Raw genomic sequence first — 17,501 nt, 5'->3', positions numbered from 1 at the left:
CAAACTAATGAAATGTTGATTTTATAGGATGGACCGTAACCCTAAAAATTTTCATCCTCCATATACTTTTTAATTTTCCTTTCCTCCCAGCCTTTCCCCAATAGCGGATTATAACCAAAGACCTCCATACCATGGACCACCACCCCAAATCCCCACCCTACCGCAGGAAAGAGCACCCACGGAAAACTTGTGGTGCTATAATTGACTATAATCAAGATGGGCAGTACCAAGCAATAGGATATTAGATTACCGTAAAAGCCCTTTATAGCTTCTACTTGTTCCTTGGCTTTCAGATAGCGTTTATCCTCCAAAAAAGATTCATGCATTTCCTTAACCCCTATTCTTTCCATAAGTATCGGGAGCTTGACCGTAAATTCCGAAGCAGATTTTTCAATTTGAACCCTCTTAATGGATAAAATCTGGTACCGTTCCCGTATATTCCTGAGTCCAACCCCACTACTCTTTCCAACAACCTGCTTCTCCTGCAGATTATTAGATATACAGAGCATTCCACCCTCCTCATAGACACGTATCCGCAAGGGCCTTTCAACCGTTACCACGTTGTGTTTAACTGCGTTTTCCAATAGGAGCTGTAGGGACAGGGGAACTATTTTTGCCGCAGTATCACTGCACTTCCCAGGGATATCAAACACTATACTATCCTCAAATCTCATTTTCAACAACCTCACATAAGTCTCGGCAAAGGCAAGCTCTTCATCTACGGTTACCAAATCCTTGTTCTTCTGCTCCAGAACATATCGGTACACCTTGGAAAGGGAGGTTGTAAATTTTTGCGCCTGTAGGGGATCCTCCTCAATTAAACTGGTAAGCACATTTAAACTATTGAACAGGAAGTGTGGATCCAACTGGTTCTTTAGAGCATCAAACTTGGCAGAGGCCGTACCTGCAATTATTTTCTGCTCCTTAACCTTGTTCTCTTGCCGATGTTTAAAAAACCAAGCCAAATAAAACAATGCGGAAATTAAAACAGCCAACAATAACGATATTTTGTAGTGCCCAGGCTCCTCATTTACCAAAAAATCCGAAATAGGCATTTTCCCAATTACTACCTTAAGGATTACACGGGAAACGAATATACCCGCCAAAGAGAACGCAATATTACCAGAGAATCCAATCAACAAGTGTCTCCCCCTGTACATTTGCTGATCATATTTTATTATAAGAAATTGAATCCAATACGCATTCACCAAATAAAGGATTACCGTAAAAATCATATTGGTGCCGTACTCTTGAAGAGCCCTCTGTACATTAAAGCCTTCGTTAAATTTCCCCATAAAAAAGAAAACGGCGAGAAAAACAAAATATAATAAAGTCCCTACAAAAAGTGCATTCCCCAAATGTTTAATGAATCGTATCATCCAGCCTTATTTGTAATCCACCATATTAAAACCCTGTAAATTCAACTTAGCGTTATTGACACAATGGATCCCTCTTGGCTTAAAGTTAGGAAAAAGTTCCCACGAAGGTTCATTATCCACTGGAATATAAAGGAGACCATTTTCAGAATACAAAGTTGCCGGTACAAATGTTTTTGACACCTTTTTAGATTGTCTACTGTATTGATCCATAATGTAAAAAATAGAGTTATCTACCAATTTACTTTCACTATGGGCCGCCACCAATTCATTGACGACGGTCGCTAAAATTATCAATATGACTTTATGCATAGCTAATTCTTTCGTAAGTTTTTCACTGGACAAATGTGATTTAAAAAAAAGTGGATAGAAAATAGGTTCTACCGAATTGTAGATTTCACGGGATGGATTGAAGATAGTATTACCACAAACATAAAAGAGGACGCACCCCTACGTCCTCTTTTGAAGTTTTAAAAAATAGTTTCGTTTTGCAAAACGTATTTTTCAAGTCTTAACTTATGAATTATAAAATTAACATTTATTCCCCTACGAAACACCCTTTTTTGAAAAAAAATTAACTCAAATCGTAAACCCGATTCCAAGCATGCCCTGACAAAGTACACATGCAAACTGTTTGTTTGCAAAAATACCTTAGGTAAAGATTTCATCAATTATACACCCCATTTGAAAGTTGAAGAGTTTAGCCTGGAATTTTTTGTTTCAGAATTGTTCTGCAAAAGTGGAATCCTATCAAATAAAAAGAGGACGCACCCCTACGTCCTCTTTTAAAAGTTAAAAAATAGGTTTTTTTACCAAATAACTTATTCTTTAAGTCTTACTTATGAATACTAAATTTAGCAAATATTTTAATGCGAGGGGTGCTTTTTATCATAAAATATTGACTCAGTCCATATTTACAACCACTCATAGCCATATTCCACACTACACTCCGGATGGCTTAAAATTTCACTTTACGTTATAACCTTTAAAAAATTATAATTAAACTATTTAGCAGAAAAGGTAAAATCGGGAAGTCTAATAATCTCGCCACCCTTAAGTGCCGACTCATGCGCCAGAATCCCAACACATGTAATATTGGCAGACTGCTGGGCATTGGGGTAAGGAGCTTTTTCCAGAACAAGTGCATTTACAAATTCGTGCACCAAGTGCGGATGGGACCCTCCGTGACCCGCCCCTTGTGTAAACGACAGGTGTTGGTGCTCATCGGAATCATACACTCCCTGGGTAGTAAAATGTTGTATCTCTTCAGGTAACAATTTTGCGAAATCCGGACTTTCCACTTCTTCCGGAATTTCAGGCTCCGGCTTCTTGGCCGTATGTACCACTAGAGGTTTCCCCTCAATCAATGGCCATTCCACCGATTTTTTTGAACCATAGACCTCAAAGCTTTCCCTGTACTGCCTGGCCACATCAAACAATGAACGATACACCTGTGCGCTTAAATCCGAATTTCGAAATTTAATATGTGTAGTTTCCACTGCAAACGGAGAGTTGTAGTGCGGTATCAACTCCTCGCGTATGGTTCCTGACCCAAAACAGGAAACGTACTCGGCCTCCCCTCTTGTAAGGGCTAGAACAGGGCCTACGCAATGCGTTGCGTAATGCATAGGTGGCAAACCGGGCCAGTAGTTCGGCCAGCCGTCCATATCCTGCTGATGACTGGCTTTAAGAAATTGTATTTTACCCAATTCTCCATGGTCAAATAATTCCTTCATAAATAGAAACTCCCTAGCATAGACTACGGTTTCCATCATCATATAGGTGAGGCCAGTTTCCTGTGTTAGACGAACAATTTCCTCACATTCCTCTACAGTAGTTGCCATAGGCACGGTACATGCTACATGCTTACCTGCCCTTAACGCTTTTATGGATTGTATTCCATGATCGGGAATAGGCGTATTGATATGCACGGCATCTATTTCCGGATCCAGCAACAATTCATCATAGGAAGTATATCTTTTTTCGATATTGAACGCATCTGCCAGTGCTTTTAGCTTATCTGGATTCCGTTGCGATATAGCTATCAAATTAGCGTTTGGATGCTTTTGATAGATTGGAATAAATTCCGCACCAAACCCTAGACCTACTATGGCGATGTTTACTTTCTTACTACTCATCTTATGTTATATTTAATTAAATGTCCTTTTTAAAAAATCAATTCCCTGTGAGGCGAATTCGTCCTGACTCTTCGCCATATTTTTCCAAATGCACACGGCTCCAGCCAACTCTTTGATCTCCGGGGTGAAACTTTCAATGACGATTGCCCCTTTATACTCGATGGCCTTCAACCCTTCGGCAAAATCGGTCCAAGGGGTCAATCCAGTCCCAGGAACTCCCCTATGGTTCTCCGAAACCTGCACATGAAGCAATTTATCGCCTACCAACTTTATAGCTTCGGCAATATTACCTTCCTCAATAGTCATGTGAAAACCATCAAGTAAAACTTTAGCACATTTATGGTTAACATCTCCAATAAAACGCATTACATCCTCCGCAGTGTTGACTAAGTCGGACTCAAAACGGTTTAATGGTTCCAAGGCAACGGAGACCCCGTAATCCTGAGCCATTGTGCAAACCTTGGATACATTGCGTACCGCTAGGTCCCATTCCTGTTTCCGTTCTTCCCCAGGAAGCATTCTTGCCTTGCCCACAGCTGCATACATAGGACCTGCCAAAAAATCCACCCCCCACAAATTACACAATTGAAAACACTGTTCTATGTAATTGAAGCAGTTTTGATGAACTGCCGTATCCTTATGGGTCAGATCTTTTGCTGGGCCAAAGGCACCACAAACGATTGCTTGCAACCCATTGTCATCCAATGCCCTTTTTATAGCCTGTCCATCTATCAATTCAGGATCCTCCACTGGTATTTCCACCAAATCGAACCCCATCTTTTTAATTTTTGGAAACAAGGCTACGGATTTGGTATTAAAAGGTGATTCCCAAAGCCAGGTACTTACACCGTATTTTATATCGCTGATCATTATACAAGTTTTACTTTAAACAAAGTATTGCAATAAATTATTCTACAACTATTTACTATAAATAATTGTATTTTATATTTCCACTCAATCCCCTTGGACCACCTTCATGACCCCTTGCATAATTCGCCAGTGCCCAGGAAAAGTGCAGATAAAAGGATAATCACCTGGTTCTTCGGGAGCTGTAAACTTTAGTACAACCTTTTCTTCAGGGTTTATAATGGCAGTGGCATAAAGCACTTCTGGCATTTCCGGAACATAATTTTTTTGTGCACCATCGGGATCCATTGCCAATTTATCCGCAGCCATACCTACCTTTTCCTTTTCTCCCACCTTGGTTATAACCAGGTTGTGTTGCATAAAATCGGTATTCTCAAATACAATTTCAACAGGTTTCCCAGCCACTGCGACAAACTCGGTGAGATCATATTTCATCTCATTTTTAATGGTTTTGATATTAATTACCAAAGCGTTGGAATTACTGTCCAGGTCATCATCCAATGCCAATTCAACCTCATTCATATAGGTTTCGACCAAAAGTTGGGACAAGGATTTATCTGCAAAAACGTTTTTTACAGTATTGGAGTAGTCCGATTCCACTTCATATTTCCAATTCCCGGCCAACGAAACGCTAAACTGCCCAACTTTTAGGGACATCTGCTCCTTTTTGCCCCAGATACCACCTCCGCCACCAGTATCCTCGACTCTGACGGCAATGGAATTACTTCCTGCTTTCAATACCCCGGATGGAATTTTGTACACCCTTTGCGCCTGATAATCCTTTTCTATACCACCCACCAAAATACCGTTTACATACACCTTGTCCGAATCATCTACAGGCCCCAAGGAAATAGTACCGGACTTGGCCGCTTCGTTGGACGGCACTTCCACATTTTTACGAAACCAAATTATACCATCTATCTGCAATCCTGCATCTTCTATCAACTGAGGTAGACGCATGGTTTCCCAATTGGAATCATCTAGGTCTGCCGCTTCTCTTTGACTTTCGTTAAACTGTCCCATTTCAAAATTGGGATTGGCAGCTAGGAATGCCGTAATGAATCCCTGATGATGTTTACTTCCCGCCGCATAAAGTGCCTTTGCCAACCAATCATCGGCCAACACTTGCTGGTTCTCGCTTAAAAGAAACAACTTCTTCCCTATTTCCACATTAGGTTCCCGGTCCGCAAAATAAATAAGCGTCGCCAATTGCACCTCAGGATCCTTATCCATCAATAAATTGGACTCCAAAAGCAATGCATCTGTAGTTTCATTTTTAGGCAAAATCTGTATGGCTGCTCTTCGAACCGCTCCGGATGGATGATTCAATGCAGCTTTCGCTACTTGAATAGCTTCGGCATTTGAGGGAATAACCCCTAATCCATTAAGTGTCCATAAAGCGTGTAAGGCACTTGGGTTAAGCCCTAAGTCGTCCACTTCCCTATTCTTCACCAAGGATATGAGTTCGGGCACTACGGCCTTATCTCCATTTTCAACCAATAAACGCTGGGCGGTCATACGCCAAAACATATTATCACTGGATAAGGCCTCTACCAAGCCCTTTGAATCCTCCCGATCCAAAGTCATGGTTGTATTTGCTTCCGCATCTTTGGGCATAATACGCCAAATACGCCCCCTGGATTTATCGCGTAAAGGATTCTCATAGGCATTCCCCAGTCCGTTCACAGCATCATACCCACCTCTTTCTACCCGGGGAGTCGGATTGTGTTGAATAATAAAATTATACCAGTCCAATACCCAAACGGCACCTTCCGGTCCTACCTTGGCCTCCACCGGGGAAAACCATTCATCAGAGCTGGCCATTAAATTGCCACCATCCTTTTCCAAATATCCAGCGCCTTCTTTTTCAATTTTAGCAATATGGACTACACCTCCCGTAGGTTCGCATACAAAGGCATACTTATTCCAATACTGCTCGGGAAAGCTACGGGCCGTGTAAAAATGATGTCCGGCCGCAGCCGTGAAACCACCAAAAACATCAACTTGCCGAACGTTTTGGGTAATGGGCAACATGGCGTAATGGCCATCTATTTTTGCACTTCCTTCCAAGGAAATTCCTGCCACATCCTTTAAGCTCTTATTGGGTATGCCCATAAAAACACTATGGGTATTATTGGCCGTGGAAGCAAAAATGGAATTATCCTCTGTTATCCCCAACCCCCAAGTATTGTTACTGGTATTGGTCAACAATTCAAAATTGCCAAAGTCGCTATTGAATCGATATATACCTTTACTAAATTCGAAATATTCACCGGAAATAGTACCCTTAAATCCTGAATACCCAACAACTCCATAAATATTGTTATCAATACCACGTTGAAGGTTGGAAGGCCCTGCATGGGTATCATAAACACCCCAGCCATCGATTGCTACCTCCTTCACATCCGCTCTGTCATCCCCATCTGTATCCTTTAGAAACAAGAAATATGGGGCTTGGGAAACCAAAATACCCCCATTTACAAAGGTAAAACTGGTTGGTATATTTAGTTTATCCGCGAATACCGTAAACTTGTCAGCTTTGCCATCCCCATCGGTATCTTCACAAATTTTAATGCGGTCGTCCCCACTGCCTTTATCGTCGCGTACCGTATTGGGATAGTCAACAGTCTCTATTACCCATAGCCTACCTTTCTCATCCCAATTCATTGCTATGGGATTAATTATATCGGGCTCGGAGGCAAATAGTTCCAACTTAAAGCCCGAAGGGACTTGAATTAATTTTGCCGATTCTTCCGGCGATAAAGGCAACTGATATTTAGGGGCAGGATCCCTTTTCTCATAATTGGGAATATTGGCCATTTCCTTATATTCCAGTGTTGGAATATCCTTAACGAATTCTTCCCAATTCTTTTTTACCTGATCGGCCACTGCCCATAGAATACCCTCCTTAATAAGATTTTGAAACCCAGGTTCACTCCATGTTCTTTCATCATGCCCATAAGCCGTGTAGAATACCTTGCCCTTACCAAATTGTTTTACCCATGTCCAAGGCTCATGATGTTCCCCATCCACCCTTTCCATCAAAACAGTAATATCACTGGCCAATTTATCATGAACATAGGTTTCGTCCCATGTTGAAAATTCCTCAAACTTTTGCATGATAGGATGCGATTTTTCAATAATCTTGGCAGTGAAAGTATCCGTGCCGTGGGTTTTAAATTGCCCCCCTACCAAGTCTACATATTCTTCGGACTCCTTAAAACAAAAACTTGCACAGTGAATTGGTACAAATGCATGCCCCGCGGCGACATAATCCAGCAAGGCTTTTTCCTGCTCCGGAAACCTACCTTCATGATTGGCGTAAATTATTACACCGTCATAGCGTTCTAAGTTTTCAGGATTAAGGTCCTCCACCGCTTCGGTATAGGTAACATTTATACCGCTTTTGGTCAGTGCAGAAGCTAAAATTGGCATATAGGACCTAGAGTTATGGTGTTCCTGTGAATGTCCAAGGAACAGCATCTCTATCCGCCTAGGCTCATCGTCTTTCTTTTTCTTTTCAGAGGGATTACAGCCTATAATACTTGTAACTATAATAAGTAAACAAAAAAAACGTGCCTGTATGGTTTTCATGATTTAGTGTATTTAAGTTCAACAATTATAACGATTATTCGGGCACTAAGAATACTCTATCTTATCTACAATTGACTGTATTATATCATTCATTAAGTATTTTGACTATATTTATAGATAAATTATTACACAATCAAGGTATCTACCTAAGATTGGTGTGCTTACAACTTAGTAAATAAATCCTGGTCCCCACGTGAAATCCGCATTACAAAAATCGCCCATTCCCAAATCCCATGCCTTTGTGGCCAAATTGTTGAGACAGCCCAATTTTGACCCTATTTGGCATTTCCACCCCGAATATCAGCTATTTATGGTATTAAAAGGTAGTGGTACCCGATTTATAGGTGACCACGTTAAGCATTTCAAAGAGGGCGATATTACCTTTACCGGGCCAAATTTGCCCCATATGTGGCGCAGCGACAATGAAGGATATGTTGTTGAGGAAAGTTTATGGTCTGAGGGTATCGTAGTTTACTTTCATGAGGATTTCATTGGCCATAGCTTATTGCAAAAAGAAGAAATGATTAAACTGAGACAATTATTTCAAAGAAGTTTAAGGGGGTTGGATGTGACTGGGAAAACCGCCAAATCTATCGGTAGTATGTTAACCAACCTTATTCAGCTTGAAGGTATGGAGAGTGTTCTGGAATTGTTTAAAATCCTAAACTGTATTGCCAACACAACAGAAACTATTCCATTGGCCAGCCCGGGATATACCAACTCCTTAAAGGAGGCCGATACCGAAAGAATGAACAATGTACATGCCTATGTTATGAAAAATTTCAAAGGCAAAATAGAACTGGGTACGGTTGCCTCTTTGGCCAACATGACCCCTACCTCCTTTAGCAGATACTTTAAGGTCCATGCCAACAAGACTTTCTCCGAGTTTTTAAGTGAAATTAGAATCGGCTACGCCTGCAAATTACTTATCGAGAACAAAATGAATATTGGCCAGGCCTGCTACGAGAGCGGCTTTCAAACCCTGTCCAACTTCAACAAACAGTTCAAGGCAATTACCAAAAGGACCCCATTGGCCTACAAAAAGGAGTATGGCCCATAAACAAAATAGGTGGCCACAGACCGGTCATTTTTTTTGGATAAATATTACTTTAATTAAAGTAATTTTGCGCTATGGTAAGAAACATACAGCTTAGGACCACTTTATTGGAAGAATCGGTAGAGGATATCCTACGAAAGAAAGCTTCGAAATATTTGGGAATTCCCATGGAGGAAATTTCTATGGTGAACGTACTGCGTAAATCGATCGATGCCCGTAAACCTACCATATATTTCAATTACAAGGTTTCTGTATATATCAATGAAGCTGCTCCTAAAAACATGGAGTACAAGTTTGATTACAAGGATGTTTCCAAAGCCAAAAAAATACACATTATCGGTTTTGGACCTGCTGGGATGTACGCTGCGCTCCGATGTATAGAATTGGGATATAGACCCGTTGTCCTGGAAAGAGGAAAAAATGTTAAGGACCGTAGACGGGACCTAAAGGCCATCAATAGGGACCATCAAGTAAATGAAGACTCCAATTATTGTTTTGGCGAAGGAGGTGCCGGCACCTATTCGGACGGCAAATTGTACACCCGGAGCCTTAAGAGAGGGGATGTAAGGCGAATTTTTGAAAATTTGGTATATCACGGGGCCACAGAGCAAATTCTCATTGATGCCCACCCACATATCGGCACCAATAAATTGCCCAAGCTTGTGCAAAATATTAGGGAGACCATTATAAAATATGGTGGTGAAATACACTTTCAAACAAAGGTTGCCGATTTTAACATTATCAAGAATACCATAAAGGCCATTATACTACAAGATGGCACCGAAATGCCGGCAGAAAGGGTAATTTTGGCTACGGGCCATTCGGCCAGGGATATCTATTATTTACTGAACAATAAAAAAATAGCCTTACAGGCCAAGTCATTTGCCATGGGGGTACGGGTAGAACACCCTCAACATATTATAGATAGCATACAATACCACTGCAAAGGACAAAGGAACGAATTGCTCCCTGCCGCCGCCTATAGTCTGGTGGAACAAGTAAAGGACCGGGGGGTGTACTCGTTCTGTATGTGCCCTGGTGGATTTATAGTACCCGCAGCTACCGCGCCGGGAGAAGTAGTCGTAAATGGTATGTCGCCTTCCAAACGCAATAACTTATTTGCCAATTCCGGTATTGTTGTAGAAATAAATGTCGATATCGATATTCACAAATACGAGCACTATGGCCCGCTGAAGGGCTTGGAATATCAAAAGGATTTGGAGCGACTTGCTTTTACATCGGGGGGGCGGACACAAACGGCGCCTGCACAGCGGCTTACCGACTTTGTTGAAGGCAAACTATCCAACGACCTTAATGCCACCTCCTATCAGCCAGGTTTGAAATCTGCTCCACTACATTCCCTTTTACCCAAATTAATTGGCAGCAGGCTACGCTCGGGATTTACGGCTTTTGGGGAAAAAATGAAAGGCTATTACACTTCTGAGGCCAATGTGGTGGGGGTTGAATCACGGACCTCCTCCCCTGTAAATATACCGCGAAATAAAAACTTGGAACATCCGGAAATAAAAGGACTCTTTCCTTGTGGGGAAGGTGGTGGTTACGCCGGGGGCATTGTGTCGGCAGCCATGGATGGGGAGCGTTGTGCAGAAGCTGCAGTTGCTGGATTGTAAGGTCTATTTTTTGAATTAAACGGTTTATCCAAACTAATCCACTACCTTTGCCGCTTATTTTACATACTACATGACATTCAAAGAATTAGGTATTATAGAGCCTATCCTAAAAGCCCTGACGGCTGAAGGCTACACAAATCCAACTCCAATACAGGAAAAATCCATACCCATTTTATTAAAAGGAAAGGATCTATTGGGTTGCGCACAAACTGGTACCGGCAAAACAGCGGCCTTCTCCATTCCCATCATTCAACAATTGGTGATGGACAGGGAAACCGATCAGCGACAAAGAAAAATAAGAACCTTGGTGGTAACACCAACGCGGGAATTGGCCATACAGATAGGGGAAAATTTCACCTCCTACTCCCGATTCACAGGAATAAAAAACACCGTTATTTTCGGGGGGATTAAACAGGGAAGGCAAACAGACGCCCTTAGAAAAGGAGTGGATGTACTTATAGCTACTCCGGGAAGGCTATTGGACTTGATGAACCAAGGCTTTATTTCTTTAAAGGATATTAAATATGCCGTATTGGATGAGGCCGATCAAATGTTGGACATGGGCTTTATCCACGATATTAAAAAGATAATCGCCAAACTACCGGAAAACAGACAATCACTTTTTTTCTCCGCTACCATGCCACCCGCCATTGTGGAACTCTCAAAGAAAATATTGGGGGACTTTGAACGCGTAACGATAAAACCTCAACAAGCAACAGCGGAAAAGGTAGAACAGGGAGTTTATTTTGTCACCAAAAAAAATAAGCCCAACCTCCTGATCCATCTTTTGGAAAAGGAACCAAATGATTCTGCCCTTGTTTTTTCACGGACCAAGCACGGTGCCAACAAAATAGTAAAACAGCTTGCCAAAGCCGATATTAAGTCCGATGCCATACACGGCAATAAATCGCAAAATGCTCGTCAAAAAGCCCTGGGCGATTTTAAGGATGGGGAACTAAAGGTCCTTATTGCAACCGATATTGCGGCTAGGGGAATAGATGTTGAAGAACTTTCCCTAGTGATTAATTATGACCTCCCCAATGTTCCGGAAACATACGTGCATCGTATAGGTAGAACCGGTAGGGCTAGCGCCAGTGGGGTTGCATTGTCATTTTGTGATGCTGAAGAGCGACCTTATCTAAAGGATATTCAAAAACTAATAAACCAGCAGGTACCCGTTATAACCGATCATCCCTTCGTGGATGATGGATCGGAAGAGATTCCTTTGGAAGAGAAAAAGCATCACCATAATAGGCAAAAACAGAGGACAGGACACTCCAATCCCAGGGGAGGCAGAAATAACAATCGCAACAGGAACAGAAATAATAGACCAAAAAGGGATTGATCTCAAATGATCAGTTCCCCCTTTTCTTTTATTTATGTGATATTTACCCCGAAAGGATTAGTAGGTATATAAAAAAATCAGGATATTTATTCTTTTAAAAGATCAACTCTTAAAGTCTAAAAATAATTATCCAATGAAAAACATATTTACTACCCTATTAGTGGGGTTGGCCCTATTTTCAATTCCAGCTTACACATTTTCCCAAACCACCAACCTTATCAGTTTCAATATTAAGTATGACATTACATCTGATACCATAAACAGTTGGAACAAACGTAGGGCGTCAATGGCAACATTAATTAAGCACTATGATGCCGACATCCTAGGTATACAGGAAGGCCTGCACCGCCAAGTTGATTACCTAAATAATGCCCTCGATGGTTATACCTATGTGGGAGTGGGACGGGACGATGGTCAGCAAAAAGGTGAATACTCGGCAATTTTTTACAATAGCAACAAATTTAAAGTACTGAAAACGAATACCTTCTGGTTGTCCGAAACCCCTGAAAAAGTATCGGTAGGTTGGGATGCCTCTATGGAGAGAATCTGCACCTATGCCTTATTTGAAAATTTAACGACCAAAAAACAATTTTGGGTCTTTAACACGCATTTTGATCACAGGGGTAAGCTGGCCAGAGTAAATTCGGCCCAACTCATTTATAAAAATATAAGGGAAATAAATACCTCCGACCTACCTGTGATATTAATGGGAGATTTAAATTTAACCCCTGACACCGAGCCTATTCAATTCTTAAAAAAGAACCTAACAGATGCCATGGAAATTTCACAAAAACCTTTCTATGGACCCATTGGTTCTTTTAATGGTTTTGATCAGGACAGAATTATGGAGAATAGAATAGACTATATCTTTGTTAACAAAATTGACGTTCTGTCCTATACCCATATTGATGACAGAATGCCCAACAATATGCATATATCGGATCATTTACCCGTATTGATGACAATGAAGGATTAAGTTATGACCTGAGTATTTGACCCATAAAGCACCGCTTATAACATGTATACCCCATCCCATTATAAAAACGAAAACCTGGATGAAGTTCGGGATTTCCTGAAGCAAAACAGCTTTGGTATTTTGGTCAACCAAACCGATGGCCGCCCCTGGGCCACACATATCCCATTGGAATTGGATAGAGATGACAAAGGCATGGATATACTGGTGGGTCATATCGCCAAGGCCAATCCCCAATGGAAATCATTCGTTGAAAATGAAGAAGTCTTAGCCATTTTCAATGGTCCGCATAGCTACGTTTCCTCTTCTTGGTACAAGCAAGAGGAAGTACCCACATGGAACTATATAGCGGTACACGTCTACGGTAAAATACAGATATTGAATGAAGGAGCGGTCTTGGACTCCCTTCATAAATTAGTGGACAAATACGAGAAAGAATCCACTAATCCGGTTTCAATCCATAATTTGTCCCACAAGACGATGAGGCAGATTAAGGGTATTGTTGGATTTCAAATCAACATATCGGATATTCAAGCAACCTATAAGTTATCACAGACAAGGCCTGAGGACCATCCAAAAATAATGGGGGAATTGCTAAAGACCAAGAATCCAGGTTCGCATGGGATTGCCATTAGGATAAAGCAAAAAAAATAACAACAGAGTAGTATTTAATATTTTTATACACATATTAGAAAATGAATCTGGATAGAGAAAAGCAGCTTGCAGCCAAAGAAGCCGTAAAATATGTTAAAAGTGGAATGACCGTAGGTTTGGGCACAGGTTCCACCGCAGCACACATGGTTAAAGAATTGGGTAATCTGGTACAAACAGGACTGGAAATTGTTGGGGTACCTTCCTCTGAAAACACTAAAAAATTGGCAACGGAATTAGGGATACCCCTTACTACCTTGGAAAAAACCAAAACCATTGATGTTTATATTGATGGTGCCGATGAATTTGATCCCTATATGCAACTTATAAAAGGGGGCGGTGGTGCCTTGTTAAGGGAAAAAATATTAACCTTCAATTCGGATTTGGTCATCATAATTGCCGATTCACAAAAAGAGGTAAAAAGGTTGGGCGATTTTAAATTACCCGTGGAAACCATACCTTTTGCCACTAAAAAAATTGAGCAGTTGCTCAAAAAAATGGGGTTACAGCCGAAATTAAGAGAAAAGGATGGGAGTAACTTTGTCACCGATGAGGGTAATTTTATTTTGGATCTTAATATTGTACACGTTTCAAATATCCAATTATTGGAAAGCGAACTAAAACAGATTCCGGGGGTTGTAGAGACCGGCTTATTTTTGGATATGGCCGATATCATAATAATAGGAAAAGGGGAAACTACAATTACCTTAAAAAAGTAAGTATATCCTATTGGATAAGGATTTACACATGCATGTTGATTCATCATCCTTATAAAACCAAAAGCCTATAATAACCGTTATAGGCTTTTATTCTTTTTATTAAAAAGTGGGGTCGATTTATCAAATCCATATCATCCACCAGATTATTAACCCTGCATTAAAATACTACCAAAAGCTAATATGGCCATAAGTTTAATTTGAACCATATTTTGTACTGAATAAATAGATCCCAAAATAGGCATGGAAACAGAACGAATACAGCCCACTGGTGCCGTAGACAGACTAAACTTATCCAAGCTCCGAATCGACCTTTTTAAATAGTGTGCAAATGTTTCAACAGATGCTCCTTAAAGGATTTACTTAGTGGAATTACCTTCCTGTTTATTTCCAAATGGTTATCCGCAACCACATCCAATTTGGAAATATTCACCATATATGATCTGTGAACCCTGAGAAACATATGGGTTTTCATTTTGTTTTCCACTACCTTAAGGGTGGTACTCACCAAATAATTTCCTGTTGAAGTAACTATATTACTATAATTTCTATCGGCTTCTATATACAAAATATCATCGAGAAGGAGTTTAACCATTTTCCCATTATGTCTAACAAAAATACGATCCAAAAGAATCTCCAGATTTTCAGACTCCTCAAAGGTGTCAAAATCCTTGTCCCCTATTTGGTCCACAACCAAGGCAATTGTCCGATGCAGACTTAGACTATTAAATGGCTTTGAAATAAAAGCATGGGGGCGTGTAGCTTTGGCCTTTGTAAAAGTTGCCTCGTCACTATTGGCCGTGAGATATATGATGGGAATTTTTTTGTATTTCTGAATTTGCTCAGCAGCTTCAATTCCATTTATATGACCCCTTAAGTTAATATCCAACAAAATAATATCGGGACAATTGGTGGTGGCATGTAAGATTGCCTCTTCCCCCCTAGTTTCAATCCCCATTACCTCATATCCCAAATTAGAGAGTTGCACAGATATATTGGCGGCGATGATCATATCGTCCTCTACAATTAAAATACGGGTCTTTTCTTCCATAACTAAGCTGCTTTATGATATTGGAATTCAAAGGAGACCGAAGTTCCCTTTTTATGGTGAAGTACCATTTTGCCATCCAATTGTTTGGTTAATAGGGATATCAATTGAGTGCCAAACCCTGTTCCGTTTACCTTACTACCTTTTTGGAAACCGATGCCGTTGTCTGTGACCCTAAGCTCCAAAAACTGGGGCTTCTGCACAAGACTAATAGTAATTGTACCGATTAGATCGTTGGGAAAGGCATATTTTAAAGAATTTGTAATTAACTCGTTAACTATTAAACCTATAGGGGTTGCTATGTCCACATTTAGTTCTAACTCCTCCATGTCATAGACCATATCAATCCTTTTTTCCGTACCATAGGATTGCAGCACATAATCGCCCAAAATTTTGAAATAATGCTTCATTTCAATACTGGCCAGGTTCTTTCCCTGATACAAATTTTGATGGATCATGCTCATACTCAAAATCCGATTTTGAATTTGATGCATATTGTCCTTTATTTTTTTGTCCTCTATATAGGTAGACTGGAGCGAAAGCAAACTAGAAACAACCTCCAAATTATTCTTTACCCGGTGATGTATTTCCTTTATAAGAAATTCTTTTTCCTTATTTTGTTGCTGTAGTTGGCTATTCTTTCTATGGTTAATTCTAATGGCTACATAACCTACTATCAAAAGAAACAATAACAATCCAATGATTATTGAGGTTAAGATCTGATTACTCTTATGCTTTTGGATGGTCCCCTTTTGCATAAGTATGGTATCTTCCTTCTGTGCAACTTCAAATTCGGTTTGAAGCAAGGCTATACGTTGATCGGATTCCGCTGTAAAGATTTCATTTTTTAGCCCATCATACTTGGAAAACGCCTTATAGGCCTCCATATAATCATGATCTCCGGCATAAGCCTTGCCAAGGGCCTCATAAACCTGGCTCAAATAGTATTCATCTCCAAATTCGGTGGTAGCAACCTCCAGGGATTTCTGAAGGCTTTCTATGGCATTTTTATATTTTCCTTGAAGGTTCTGCAATTTTCCAATAGATAGCCAAGATCTCATCAACATAAAATCATTATCCAAGATGTCTGCATATTTAACCGCATTGAGCCCGGCACTTTCCGCCTTCTGATATTGACCTAAATAGGCATAGAGGTCTACAAGGGAAATGTAAACATCACTTAAATTATTATAAAACCCGTAGCGCTCGCCTATGGCCAAGGAATGTTCGTAATATTTAAGCGCCTCATCATATCTGTTCAGTTCTAAGAAATTATTTGCCACCACATAAAGGGTAAAATCATAATCCAGATCAATGATTCCCCGTTCCTCAAAAATGACAATGGACTTAATACCATATTTTAATCCCTTATCGTATTTTGCCTGTTTCCAAAAAATATTACTTAAGTCGCTATAAGCAAGTGCTATAGCTTTTTTGTCTTTTAATTCCTCCCCTATTTCCAATGCTTCCAAGGCAAAATCGGCTGCTTTGTCGAGCTGCCCTCGACGTTCATAAACATAGCCCAGTTGTGTATATAAAAAAGGAAGGTCTTTGATGGGTACCTTGCCTTGGGCCTCTTCCAAAACTTCTTGGGCCTCTGTTAGTTTTTCCATTCGCAGTAGTATGGCCCCTTGGGTAATTTGAAATCTGCCATGCCAAAGCATATCCCCTTTTGCCAAAGTACACTTTAATCCTTCCTCGGTAAAATTTAAGGCCTTAGTTAAATTGCGAGTATGCCAATAATAGGACAGATCATTCAATATTTCGAACTGTAGCGTATCCGAAGGGGCCTGTGAATAGGAATTCTCCAATTGTTGTAGATAGGAAGCTCCAAAATTATCGGTATCCACAAATACCTTTTCATAGGGGGCATCCCTATTAAAATCTATGAGTTGCCCAAATAACAAAGGACTGCAGAGGATAATTATGAAAACTGAAATAAAGTGATGTTTGCCCATTTTTGCAATCAATAATTTATCATAAAAATCCGGGGATGATTAAGATACGATAATAATGACATAAATCACAGGCTAAATAAAACTAGTTGTTCGGACATTAAATCAAGGGTTCCGTCCCAAACAAATTGCCACTCAACATAAAAACCA

At 40.4% G+C, this 17,501-nt stretch carries 13 protein-coding genes; 6 read left to right on the top strand and 7 right to left on the bottom strand.

Annotated elements, in window-relative coordinates; translation table 11 throughout:
• Window positions 1-41 precede the first annotated feature (41 nt).
• The 5 genes from C7972_RS18860 to C7972_RS18835 all read right to left on the bottom strand — a co-directional run bounded on the left by C7972_RS18860 (window position 42) and on the right by C7972_RS18835 (window position 7,975).
• Window positions 42-1,379 (bottom strand): 2TM domain-containing protein, encoded by a 1,338-nt coding sequence (locus tag C7972_RS18860; protein WP_110357727.1) that lies wholly within the window; start codon window positions 1,377-1,379, stop codon window positions 42-44.
• 6 nt (window positions 1,380-1,385) lie between these two features.
• Window positions 1,386-1,688: a hypothetical protein gene (locus C7972_RS18855; RefSeq protein ID WP_110357726.1), complete on the bottom strand. Its 303-nt coding sequence runs from the start codon at window positions 1,686-1,688 to the stop codon at window positions 1,386-1,388.
• A 692-nt stretch (window positions 1,689-2,380) separates the two neighbouring features.
• Complete coding sequence (locus tag C7972_RS18845; protein WP_110357724.1) at window positions 2,381-3,514, bottom strand: Gfo/Idh/MocA family protein; 1,134 nt, start codon at window positions 3,512-3,514, stop codon at window positions 2,381-2,383.
• A gap of 12 nt (window positions 3,515-3,526) precedes the next feature.
• On the bottom strand, window positions 3,527-4,384 hold the full coding sequence (locus C7972_RS18840; protein ID WP_110357723.1) for a sugar phosphate isomerase/epimerase: 858 nt from the start codon (window positions 4,382-4,384) through the stop codon (window positions 3,527-3,529).
• A gap of 84 nt (window positions 4,385-4,468) precedes the next feature.
• Window positions 4,469-7,975, bottom strand: coding sequence for a PVC-type heme-binding CxxCH protein (locus C7972_RS18835; RefSeq protein ID WP_110357722.1), 3,507 nt, complete (start codon window positions 7,973-7,975; stop codon window positions 4,469-4,471).
• A gap of 193 nt (window positions 7,976-8,168) precedes the next feature.
• Here C7972_RS18835 and C7972_RS18830 point away from each other — a divergent pair, with 193 nt between their 5' ends.
• The 6 genes from C7972_RS18830 (at window position 8,169) to rpiA (ending at window position 14,351) form a co-directional block, all read left to right on the top strand.
• Window positions 8,169-9,035, top strand: coding sequence for an AraC family transcriptional regulator (locus C7972_RS18830; protein WP_110357721.1), 867 nt, complete (start codon window positions 8,169-8,171; stop codon window positions 9,033-9,035).
• A 71-nt stretch (window positions 9,036-9,106) separates the two neighbouring features.
• A complete protein-coding gene (locus C7972_RS18825) occupies window positions 9,107-10,663 on the top strand; it encodes an NAD(P)/FAD-dependent oxidoreductase (RefSeq protein ID WP_110357720.1) in 1,557 nt (518 codons plus the stop codon).
• 70 nt (window positions 10,664-10,733) lie between these two features.
• A complete protein-coding gene (locus C7972_RS18820; protein ID WP_110357719.1) occupies window positions 10,734-12,008 on the top strand; it encodes a DEAD/DEAH box helicase in 1,275 nt (424 codons plus the stop codon).
• A gap of 133 nt (window positions 12,009-12,141) precedes the next feature.
• Entirely contained in the window at window positions 12,142-12,984 is an 843-nt protein-coding gene (locus C7972_RS18815) for an endonuclease/exonuclease/phosphatase family protein (protein ID WP_110357718.1), read from the top strand.
• A 42-nt stretch (window positions 12,985-13,026) separates the two neighbouring features.
• Window positions 13,027-13,635 carry an FMN-binding negative transcriptional regulator gene (locus tag C7972_RS18810; protein ID WP_110357717.1) on the top strand — a complete coding sequence of 203 codons (609 nt, stop codon included), beginning with the start codon at window positions 13,027-13,029 and terminating at the stop codon, window positions 13,633-13,635.
• 41 nt (window positions 13,636-13,676) lie between these two features.
• Window positions 13,677-14,351, top strand: coding sequence for a ribose-5-phosphate isomerase RpiA (rpiA, locus tag C7972_RS18805; RefSeq protein ID WP_110357716.1), 675 nt, complete (start codon window positions 13,677-13,679; stop codon window positions 14,349-14,351).
• Between the two features lie 313 nt (window positions 14,352-14,664).
• Here rpiA and C7972_RS18800 read toward each other — a convergent pair whose 3' ends face one another.
• On the bottom strand, window positions 14,665-15,399 hold the full coding sequence (locus tag C7972_RS18800) for a LytTR family DNA-binding domain-containing protein (protein ID WP_110357715.1): 735 nt from the start codon (window positions 15,397-15,399) through the stop codon (window positions 14,665-14,667).
• A 2-nt stretch (window positions 15,400-15,401) separates the two neighbouring features.
• Window positions 15,402-17,354, bottom strand: a complete 1,953-nt coding sequence (locus C7972_RS18795; protein WP_110357714.1) for a tetratricopeptide repeat protein — start codon at window positions 17,352-17,354, stop codon at window positions 15,402-15,404.
• Window positions 17,355-17,501 lie beyond the last annotated feature (147 nt).

The sequence above is a fragment of the Arenibacter sp. ARW7G5Y1 genome, assembly GCF_003201775.1.
Taxonomy (GTDB): Bacteria; Bacteroidota; Bacteroidia; order Flavobacteriales; family Flavobacteriaceae; genus Arenibacter.
Note: the sequence above shows the minus strand (reverse complement) of the source record. Positions and strands in the feature narration are given on the sequence as shown.

Coding starts and splice junctions, on each gene's coding strand:
- C7972_RS18795 (WP_110357714.1), bottom strand. CDS start 17,354: ATGGGCAAACATCACTTTATTTCAGTTTTCATAATTATCCTCTGCAGT.
- rpiA (WP_110357716.1), top strand. CDS start 13,677: ATGAATCTGGATAGAGAAAAGCAGCTTGCAGCCAAAGAAGCCGTAAAA.
- C7972_RS18815 (WP_110357718.1), top strand. CDS start 12,142: ATGAAAAACATATTTACTACCCTATTAGTGGGGTTGGCCCTATTTTCA.
- C7972_RS18800 (WP_110357715.1), bottom strand. CDS start 15,399: ATGGAAGAAAAGACCCGTATTTTAATTGTAGAGGACGATATGATCATC.
- C7972_RS18840 (WP_110357723.1), bottom strand. CDS start 4,384: ATGATCAGCGATATAAAATACGGTGTAAGTACCTGGCTTTGGGAATCA.
- C7972_RS18860 (WP_110357727.1), bottom strand. CDS start 1,379: ATGATACGATTCATTAAACATTTGGGGAATGCACTTTTTGTAGGGACT.
- C7972_RS18825 (WP_110357720.1), top strand. CDS start 9,107: ATGGTAAGAAACATACAGCTTAGGACCACTTTATTGGAAGAATCGGTA.
- C7972_RS18845 (WP_110357724.1), bottom strand. CDS start 3,514: ATGAGTAGTAAGAAAGTAAACATCGCCATAGTAGGTCTAGGGTTTGGT.
- C7972_RS18820 (WP_110357719.1), top strand. CDS start 10,734: ATGACATTCAAAGAATTAGGTATTATAGAGCCTATCCTAAAAGCCCTG.
- C7972_RS18835 (WP_110357722.1), bottom strand. CDS start 7,975: ATGAAAACCATACAGGCACGTTTTTTTTGTTTACTTATTATAGTTACA.
- C7972_RS18855 (WP_110357726.1), bottom strand. CDS start 1,688: ATGCATAAAGTCATATTGATAATTTTAGCGACCGTCGTCAATGAATTG.
- C7972_RS18810 (WP_110357717.1), top strand. CDS start 13,027: ATGTATACCCCATCCCATTATAAAAACGAAAACCTGGATGAAGTTCGG.